At 50.7% G+C, this 7,733-nt stretch carries 5 protein-coding genes; all 5 read left to right on the top strand.

Annotation, left to right across the window (positions count from 1 at the left end):
• The first annotated feature begins 171 nt into the window (after window positions 1-171).
• The 5 genes from OGY71_RS16780 to OGY71_RS16800 all read left to right on the top strand — a co-directional run bounded on the left by OGY71_RS16780 (window position 172) and on the right by OGY71_RS16800 (window position 7,586).
• Window positions 172-1,026 (top strand): MurR/RpiR family transcriptional regulator, encoded by an 855-nt coding sequence (locus OGY71_RS16780; RefSeq protein WP_003826091.1) that lies wholly within the window; start codon window positions 172-174, stop codon window positions 1,024-1,026.
• 244 nt (window positions 1,027-1,270) lie between these two features.
• Window positions 1,271-1,837: a Slp family lipoprotein gene (locus tag OGY71_RS16785; RefSeq protein ID WP_003826090.1), complete on the top strand. Its 567-nt coding sequence runs from the start codon at window positions 1,271-1,273 to the stop codon at window positions 1,835-1,837.
• Window positions 1,838-2,117: 280 nt separating this feature from the next.
• On the top strand, window positions 2,118-3,272 hold the full coding sequence (locus tag OGY71_RS16790) for an efflux RND transporter periplasmic adaptor subunit (RefSeq protein WP_003826087.1): 1,155 nt from the start codon (window positions 2,118-2,120) through the stop codon (window positions 3,270-3,272).
• A 28-nt stretch (window positions 3,273-3,300) separates the two neighbouring features.
• The gene (locus OGY71_RS16795; protein ID WP_149334850.1) at window positions 3,301-6,417 is read left to right on the top strand and encodes an efflux RND transporter permease subunit; all 3,117 of its coding nucleotides are present in this window, start codon (window positions 3,301-3,303) and stop codon (window positions 6,415-6,417) included.
• 188 nt (window positions 6,418-6,605) lie between these two features.
• Complete coding sequence (locus tag OGY71_RS16800; RefSeq protein WP_016156491.1) at window positions 6,606-7,586, top strand: IS5-like element ISKpn26 family transposase; 981 nt, start codon at window positions 6,606-6,608, stop codon at window positions 7,584-7,586.
• Window positions 7,587-7,733: the final 147 nt, after the last annotated feature.

The raw sequence follows: 7,733 nt of genomic DNA on the forward strand, positions 1-7,733 counted from the left end.
TGGGTTTTTATGTTAACAAGCGGAATCGCATGATTAGCGTGCACTGGCAGAACGTTTCAGCGAACGGTAAGCCTGAAGCTTTTGTTTCGTTTTTACAGCCAGATGAATGAGTGACATTTCAAAGACGCGGTTTTGCGTTTAGAATCATAAAACTATGTACCAGGAGGTAAAATGACAACAGCAACCAGCCTGAACGAGCTGCAGCAGCAAATCCGCGATCGCTACGATAGCCTGAGTAAGAGGTTGCAGCAGGTGTCCCGCTATGTGCTGGATAATACCAATAGCGTGGCTTTTGATACGGTTGCCGTCATTGCTGAACGAGCCGGAGTACCACCCTCTACGCTGATCCGCTTCGCCAATGCTTTTGACTTCACCGGCTTCAACGAAATGAAACAGCTGTTTCGTATGAACCTGGTAGAGGAAACCGCCAGCTACAGCGACCGCGCGCGCATGTTCCGTGAGATGGAAAGCGAAGCCGTACCGGAAACCCCGCTCGATATCCTGCAGGAGTTCGCCCGTTCGAATACCCAGGCGCTCCAGCAGCTGGCAGCCCGTGCCGAACCTGAAATGCTGGAACGCGCCGTACAATTGCTGGCAGAAGCCGATACCATTTACATTGCAGGTCTGCGTCGTTCGTTTAGCGTAGCGGCCTATCTCACCTACGCCCTGAGCCATCTTGAGTGTCGCCCTATTTTGCTCGACGGAATGGGCGGAATGCTGCGCGAGCAGATTAACCGCATCAAAGCGCACGATATCGTGGTGTCGATAAGCTTCTCACCTTATGCGGAAGAAACGGTGATGGTCAGCGAAACTGCGGCCAATGCCGGCGCGCGCCAGATCGTGATTACCGACAGCCAGATAAGCCCGCTGGCCACATTCAGCGATCTCTGCTTTGTGGTGAAAGAGGCGCAGGTCGACGCGTTTCGCTCCCAGTCAGCGACGCTATGCCTGGTGCAGTCGTTAGTGGTAGCGCTGGCCTACCGTCTGGGTGACGGGAGTAATGAACTCGGTCATTCTGTCGGGTGATGAGCGCCGCGAAAATTGACGATCCGCTTTATTACATTCCCGCCAGCGTGACGTGAAACCTTGATGTCAGCCGTTACTTTTCTGGTCGTTGAAAATATCGTCCTCATTCAGCGACCAGATAAAATACAATCCGTTATTACCATAAGCTACAATTATATTAATATTAGATAATCAACAATGCGCATGCTGACAATAATACGCAAAGGTTTACTATAGACCTGTCTTTTTTAAGCAGGAAAGTAAAATGAAAAATACAAAAGGGTTGATGATTATTGCCCTTGCTTTCACCCTGGCATCATGTGCTTCCATTCCTGAGAATATCAAAGGTAATAATCAACCCGATATCCAAAAAAACTTTATCTCCGTGCATAACCAGCCCGGTTTATATACCGGTCAACAGGCTCGCTTTGGCGGTAAAGTCATCAATGTGATTAACACCAAAAATGATACGTTGCTGGAAATCGCCGTTTTGCCACTGAACGACTCTGCTAAGCCACAAATAGACGCGAGCTATCAGGGACGTATTCTTGCCCAGCAGAAAGGTTTCCTCGATCCGGTAAACTACAGAAACCATTTCGTGACTATTTTGGGAACAATTCAAGGAGATGAGTCAGGATTCATCAACAAAGTCCCGTACAACTTTGTTAAAGTTGATTTACAAGGAATCCAGGTTTGGCATTTAACTGAGTCTGTCAACACCACCTATAACATGTGGGATTATGGTTACGGCGCATTCTGGCCTGAGCCGATGTGGGGAGCGCCTTACTACGCCAATACAGTCACTCAGGTAACTCCGGAGCTAGTGAAATAATCCCAGAGGTAAGATGGCGCGACTATATTCCGGAGTCAGGTGTTGGCAAACACCCCCTCTCATCACCCCGTGTTTATCTTATTGCGCCATCCTGCTTCATGAGATCCTTCGCTTAACATGCATTCTTCCTGTTACATATAATTTTTAACCGCTAATTCTTTAGCGAAGAAATGGGCTTTACCCTTCTCATGCCTGACCATCTTTTTTTATTTACCGACAACTCCCCCACCCTGCATGCAATAAAAGAACATTTGTGTTTACACATTATTCAGGGATTACTATGAACAGAAAATGCTTACTGTTGATACCATTATTCTTTAGTAGCGTCATCATCACCGCCTGTGATAATAAACCTGCAGTAAAAACCGCCATGGAGCCCGAGGTCGGCGTTGTTACCTTAGCGCCCTCCTCAGTAAATATTAAAAGTGAACTTCCGGGTCGCGCGCTTGCGTTCGAGATCGCCGAAATCCGCCCTCAGGTTGGTGGGATCATCATAAAACGCAACTTTGTTGAAGGCGATAAAGTCAGCAAAGGAGAATCACTGTATCAAATTGATCCTGCCCCGCTGCAGGCACGGCTGGACTCAGCCAAAGGCGCGTTGGCAAAGGCACAGGCTACCGCCAATAATGTTCGTCTGACACTCAATCGGCAGTCAGCATTAATAAAATCTAATTACGTCAGCCGCCAGGACTATGACACGACGCGTACACAGCTTAATGAAGCGCAAGCCAATGTTGCCGTCGCTAAAGCAGATCTTGAACAAGCCACCATCAATCTTCGATACGCCAATGTTACCTCGCCCATTGATGGCATCAGCGGTAAATCCTCCGTGACCGTGGGTGCCCTGGTTACTGCCAATCAGGAAAACGCGCTGGTCACCGTTCAGAGATTAGATCCGATTTATGTTGATTTAACCCAGTCAGTACAGGACTTCTTACGCCTGAAAGAAGAGAAAGCCAACGGCCAAATCGCCCAGCAACAAGGCAAAATTCCGGTTGAGCTGATGCTGGAAAACGGCAAGCCCTATCGCCATACCGGTACGCTTGAGTTTTCCGATCCCGCTGTTGATGAGACCACCGGTTCGGTAACCCTGCGCGCCGTATTTCCCAATCCTGAAGGTGAAATTTTACCCGGTATGTATGTCACGGCGTTGCTGGACGAAGGCAGTCAACAAAACGTGTTGATGGTCCCCCAGCAAGGAATTACGCATAACGAGCAAGGAAAAGCCACCGCGCTGATCCTTGACCAGGAAAACGTAGTGCAACTGCGTGAAATAAACGCAGTGAAGGCCGTTGGTAATCAATGGTTAGTGACCGCGGGATTACGTCCTGGCGATCGGGTCATTGTGTCCGGATTACAAAGAATTCGTCCGGGAATCAAAGCCCGGGTCCTCCCTTCAAAACTGAACACATCTGACACGGTAGCTGAACAGTAATATTTCAGGCATTAAGGACACTTTCTTCATGGCCAACTTTTTTATTGAGCGCCCGGTTTTCGCCTGGGTGCTCGCTATTATCATGATGTTTACGGGCGGTATCGCGATAATGAACCTGCCTGTCGCCCAATATCCACAAATTGCGCCCCCAACCATTACCATCAGCGCTGCCTACCCAGGGGCTGACGCAAAGACCGTTGAAGACTCCGTCACCCAGGTGATTGAACAGAATATGAATGGTCTTGATGGCCTGATGTATATGTCATCCACCAGCGATGCGGCAGGTAATGCCTCGATTATCCTGACCTTCAAAACGGGTACGTCACCCGATATTGCGCAGGTTCAGGTACAGAATAAACTACAGCTGGCGATGCCTTCCTTGCCACAGGAAGTACAACAACAAGGGATCAGCGTTGATAAATCCAGCAGCAATATATTAATGGTCGCCGGTTTTATCTCTGATAATAACAGCCTGAGCCAATATGATATTGCCGACTATGTGGCCTCGAACATTAAAGATCCGCTAAGCCGCACTGCCGGGGTGGGGAGCGTGCAGTTATTCGGTTCTCAATACGCCATGCGCATCTGGTTGGATCCGCAAAAGCTCGACAAGTATAACCTCACTCCCGAGGACGTCATTACCCAGCTCAAAGTGCAAAATAATCAGATATCTGGCGGGCAGTTGGGGGGCATGCCTCAGTCAGCCGATCAGCAGTTAAATGCGTCGATAATCGTCCAGACGCGTCTGCAAACGACCGATGAATTTGGCAAGATCTTCCTTAAAGTTCAGCAAGATGGTTCTCAGGTTCTGCTGCGCGATGTCGCGCGCATTGAGCTGGGTGCGGAAAATTATGCAACGGTTGCACGTTACAACGGCAAACCCGCCGCCGGGATTGCGATTAAACTTGCCGCTGGCGCCAATGCCCTGGCAACGTCCCAGGCGGTCAAACAAGAGCTGAACAGATTATCGGCCTGGTTTCCGGCCAGTATGAAAACCGTTTATCCCTATGACACCACGCCGTTTATCGAGATTTCGATTCAGGGTGTTTTTCATACTTTGATCGAGGCAATCATTCTGGTATTCCTCGTCATGTATCTGTTTTTGCAGAGTTTCCGTGCGACGCTTATCCCCACTATCGCCGTTCCGGTGGTTATCCTCGGAACCTTTGCAATACTCGACGTCGCCGGTTTTTCGATTAACACGCTCACGATGTTTGGCATGGTGCTGGCGATAGGGCTGTTGGTCGATGATGCCATCGTGGTGGTTGAGAACGTAGAACGTATTATTGCTGAAGAGCACTTGTCCCCAAAAGCGGCAACGCATAAAGCAATGGGTCAACTCCAGAGGGCGCTGGTTGGTATTGCCGTCGTGTTATCCGCCGTATTTATGCCGATGGCGTTTATGAGCGGAGCAACGGGTGAAATTTTCCGTCAGTTTTCCATCACCTTAATCTCTTCCATGCTGCTGTCGGTATTTGTGGCAATGAGCCTGACGCCAGCACTTTGCGCCATGCTGTTAAAATCTCACGAGGGAGAAAAAGCAAACACACATTTTCTGTTTACCCGTTTCAACCACTTCATGGAGAAATGCACTCAGCACTACACGGACAGCACCCGTAGACTGCTACGTCGCACAGGCCGCTATATGGTCGTCTATTTAGTCATTGGCGCGGGCATGATTGTGCTGTTTTTACGCACTCCGACCTCCTTTCTGCCTGAAGAAGATCAGGGGGTATTCATGACCACGGCACAATTGCCTTCGGGTTCAACGATGGTGAACACCAGCAAAGTGCTCGGAGAAATAACCGACTACTACCTGACAAAAGAACAGAAAAACGTCGCTTCTGTTTTCACCGTTGGCGGATTTGGTTTCAGCGGCCAGGGACAAAACAACGGTCTGGCGTTTATCAGCCTGAAGCCCTGGTCAGAACGCGTTGGCGAAGAAAACTCGGTTACCGCCATTATTCGACGGGCAATGATGGCCTTAAGCACCATCAATAATGCCGTCGTTTATCCGTTCAATTTACCCGCAGTCGCGGAACTGGGGACGGCTTCAGGTTTTGATATGGAGCTACTGGATAACGGTAATCTTGGGCATGAGAAAATGATGCAGGCGCGGAACCAGCTTCTGGCTTTGGCCAACCAGTCATCCGGTGAGGTTGACGGGGTACGTCCGAACGGCCTGGAAGATACACCGATGTTCCGCATTCACGTCAACGCCAAAAAGGCTGAAGCTATGGGCGTTGCGTTATCAGATATTAATCAGACCATCTCCACCGCGTTTGGTAGTCGCTATGTTAATGATTTCCTGAACCAGGGGCGCGTAAAAAAAGTGTATGTCCAGGCCGATACGCCGTTCCGTATGTTGCCGGACAATATCAATCACTGGTACGTACGTAATGCCTCCGGCGCAATGACGCCGCTTTCCGCCTACTCATCCACCGAGTGGACTTACGGTTCTCCTCGTCTTGAACGCTACAACGGTCAGCCTGCAATGGAAATTCTGGGCCAGCCGGTCGAAGGGAAAAGCAGCGGTGATGCGATGAAATTTATGGCATCGCTGATTAATAAACTGCCCGCAGGCGTCGGCTATGCCTGGACCGGTCTGTCTTATCAGGAGGCGCTATCCACAAACCAGGCACCAATGCTGTACGGCATTTCGCTGATCGTCGTGTTTCTGGCGCTGGCGGCACTGTATGAAAGCTGGTCGATCCCGTTCTCGGTGATGCTGGTTGTGCCAATCGGGGTGGTCGGCGCTTTACTGGCTACCGATCTGCGCGGCCTGAGCAATGATGTTTATTTCCAGGTCGGCCTGCTCACCACCATGGGGCTGTCGGCTAAAAACGCCATTCTGATCGTCGAGTTTGCCGTCGAGATTATGCAGAAAGAAGGGAAAACGCCGCTTGAAGCTGCAGTGGAAGCCGCGCAAATGCGCTTACGTCCAATTCTGATGACCTCACTGGCCTTCATCCTGGGGGTTATTCCGCTGGCAATAAGCAACGGCGCGGGCTCTGGTGCGCAAAATGCCGTCGGTACGGGGGTTATCGGAGGAATGCTGGCCGCGACGGTACTGGCAATCTATTTTGTTCCAGTGTTCTTTGTCCTCGTTGAAAATACGTTAGCGCGATTTAAAGCTCGACGCTGATCCCCTGCCCTATCCCTGGGTTTAGATTATTAAATCCCAGGGATGGGGCTTCGTTTGTCAGGTCTACGGTTATTAGCGGGCACGGCTATCCAGCGAGTTTCTCGTGGATAGCAGGGTAAGGGAAGGTGCGAACAAGTTCCTGATATGAGATCATCATATTCATCCGGAGCGCATCCCAGAGGGACATCATGAGCCATCAACTCACCTTCGCCGATAGTGAATTCAGCACTAAGCGCCGTCAGACCCGAAAAGAGATTTTCCTCTCCCGCATGGAGCAGATTCTGCCATGGCAGAATATGACCGCTGTCATCGAGCCGTTTTATCCCAAGGCGGGCAATGGCCGACGGCCCTATCCGCTGGAGACCATGCTGCGTATTCACTGCATGCAGCATTGGTACAACCTGAGCGACGGTGCCATGGAAGATGCCCTGTACGAAATCGCCTCCATGCGCCTGTTTGCCCGATTATCCCTGGATAGCGCCCTGCCGGATCGCACCACCATCATGAATTTCCGCCACCTGCTCGAGCAGCATCAACTGGCCCGTCAATTGTTCAAGACCATCAATCGCTGGCTGGCCGAAGCAGGCGTCATGATGACCCAAGGCACTTTGGTGGATGCCACCATCATTGAGGCACCCAGCTCTACCAGGAACAAAGAGCAGCAACGCGATCCGGAGATGCATCAGACCAAGAAAGGCAATCAGTGGCACTTTGGCATGAAGGCCCACATTGGTGTCGATGCCAAGAGTGGCCTGACCCACAGCCTAGTCACCACCGCGGCCAACGAGCATGACCTCAATCAGCTGGGTAATCTGCTTCATGGAGAGGAGCAATTTGTCTCAGCCGATGCCGGCTACCAAGGAGCGCCACAGCGCGAGGAGCTGGCCGAGGTGGATGTGGACTGGCTGATCGCCGAGCGTCCCGGCAGGGTAAAAACCTTGAAGCAGCATCCGCGCAAGAACAAAACGGCCATCAACATCGAATACATGAAAGCCAGCATCCGTGCCAGGGTGGAGCACCCGTTTCGCATCATCAAGCGGCAGTTCGGCTTCGTGAAAGCCAGATACAAGGGGCTGCTGAAAAACGATAACCAACTGGCGATGTTATTCACCCTGGCCAACCTGTTTCGGGTGGACCAAATGATACGTCAGTGGGAGAGATCTCAGTAAAAACCGGAAATAACGCCAGAAATGGTGGAAAAAATAGCCTAAATAGGCTGATTCGATGTGTTTGCGGGAAAAAAATCGGCCCAGATCCGCGAAATTTTAATCAGCGAGTCAGCTTGGGAAGAAATGACCTGCTTATTCGCACCTTCC

Origin of the sequence: Citrobacter sp. Cpo109, from assembly GCF_030332565.1 — a bacterium.
Taxonomy (GTDB): Bacteria; Pseudomonadota; Gammaproteobacteria; order Enterobacterales; family Enterobacteriaceae; genus Citrobacter; species Citrobacter portucalensis.